Genomic DNA, 1,981 nt, shown 5'->3' with positions numbered 1-1,981 from the left:
CACATTCTGAAATTAACATCCACTTTGCGTAAAGAAAACTTCAAAAAGTGGATGCTTTTTTCCCTCAATGAGTGTAAAATTAAGATAGAACCGTTAAAAACAGCTAAAAAAGGGTATGCTACCGCTTGAGTCGGTTTCACATTGGATTTTTTCGCAAAGTAAAATCCACCCTACACTGTGTGGGTATAAGGCTGTTTCCGGTGCATTAAGTGGGGGAATAAGGTGGTGCTTATTCCTCTGTTATTTTGTAAATTATCTTATATTCATATCCATGGTGACGTCTGTATGCGTGAATATAATCCAACATCCAGCCGTCTCTATCGCAGTATCCCCAGGGATTTTTTTCAGGGTCATTTCCATGATACACCCAGCTATGGAGGCTTTTTCTTTCATACAGGTTCATGGGGACCACTTCTTCCATTTCACGCATAGTTTCCAGGTCCACCTGATGGTCTGCGGGCTCTCTTTGGTTTCGATAATCATGCATCCGTCTCACCACCTTTCTTAAAAATGGCGGGGCTTAGGGTAACATCATCCCGGCAGACCTGGTGGCAGCCGAGCAGCTTAAGAAGCCCCTCCCCATATAGGAAAGCCATCATTTCATAAGGTGATTTATTTCCAAGGCCTGGCCGGCCATAAGAATTGATATGGTCAACCATAAGACTGATGTCACTTTGGGTAAAAGTATCAAGGGAGGTGCCTTTTGGGATAAACATGCGGAGGAACTCATGATTGCGCTCGCAGGAACCTTTTTGCTCAGGGGAGGAAGGGTCACAATAGAATACATGGGAACGCTGGTTTCCCTGACCATCCAGTTCCAGGGCCGCTGGATTTGAAAATTCGCTGCCATTGTCCCCTAACAGCAATGGGAACAGGCCGCAGTATACATCCGGGCTTAATTCAAGATAGAGACGGTTGAAGATATGGATTACGGATTGGGAGTCATTTGCATCCCTTAAGAAAGCGAGCATGCATTCCGCTTTGACAAAGTGGATGGTAAGCAGAACTTTGCCGCCCTTTTTTCCCTCAACGGAATCAATCTGGGTGACCGGGACATCCGGGTTTTCTTTACAGAAATTCAGATAATCCTTGTAGGTACGGTTGAGACGGCAGGTTTTGTCCACTTTAAAAATTTTCTTTTTCTTTCGCGGAGCATAACGCACTTTACGAGGAAGATCAATGTTTCTGGCCTCAAACAGCTGATAGTCCACCAGACGGTAAATGGTACTTTCGCTGACCATGACAGAATCGGCATGATTGACATAGATGTGATGGATGGACTGGCATTTTTTCAAAAGAGGAGAAAAGAGATTATCCAGCTGTTTGACTTCCGCTTCGGAAAGCCCAATGCCTGAACGGGATTCGCGCAGGGACAGTTCGTACTCTTTGTGGGCTTCTTTGGGAAGATACAAATGTTTTTCTAACGTGCAGAGGTTATGCTTCCTTGGGCAGCCATTACATACATAAGGAGGCCTGCTTAAACGAAGGCATACTTCGGGCTGGTACTTATCACAATTGAAATTACATTTATTACAGGAACGACAACGATACTTCATTCTGTGATAGGTACATTCCTCACATCGTTCACCTTCGAAGCAGTGGGAGCGTAGGAAGCAGTTGTTATAAACCCTTCCGGAGCATCCGGACTGGGAAATGGTGATATGTTTTTTAACTTCTTTGGAGATTGTGGTGCAGTCCTTTCCAAGAGTATCAGCAATGGCTTTAAAAGAATAGCGGTTATTTAAACCGTTGGCAATGGAACATCTGTCATCGAAGGTTAAATGTAGTCCTTTTTTCATAAGGTGCCTCTTTCTCACCGGAATACAGCTGTCATCCATTATGAAGGATAGAAAGGGGCGGGTCAACAAATAGGAGAAATGGATAATTTTTTATCAAAGTAAGTTCCATGGATGAGCCTTGTCAGGGTAATTTCCAGTTTCGCTGATTAACTTCCATGTCGGGGTGGAACTTAATTTGAAAA

At 43.9% G+C, this 1,981-nt stretch carries 2 protein-coding genes; both read right to left on the bottom strand.

Annotated elements, in window-relative coordinates; translation table 11 throughout:
* Nucleotides 1–229: 229 nt before the first annotated feature.
* A complete protein-coding gene (locus tag DXA36_RS21690; protein ID WP_118681548.1) occupies nt 230–487 on the bottom strand; it encodes a hypothetical protein in 258 nt (85 codons plus the stop codon).
* Nucleotides 480–1,799, bottom strand: coding sequence for an IS30 family transposase (locus DXA36_RS21685; RefSeq protein WP_118681547.1), 1,320 nt, complete (start codon nt 1,797–1,799; stop codon nt 480–482). Before DXA36_RS21685 ends, DXA36_RS21690 begins: the two co-directional genes overlap by 8 nt.
* Between the last annotated feature and the right edge of the window lie 182 nt (nt 1,800–1,981).

The sequence above is a fragment of the Eisenbergiella sp. OF01-20 genome, assembly GCF_003478085.1.
In the GTDB taxonomy this organism is placed as follows: domain Bacteria; phylum Bacillota; class Clostridia; order Lachnospirales; family Lachnospiraceae; genus Eisenbergiella.
The sequence above is the reverse complement of the archived record's forward strand: the minus strand, read 5'-3'. Positions and strand labels throughout refer to the sequence as shown.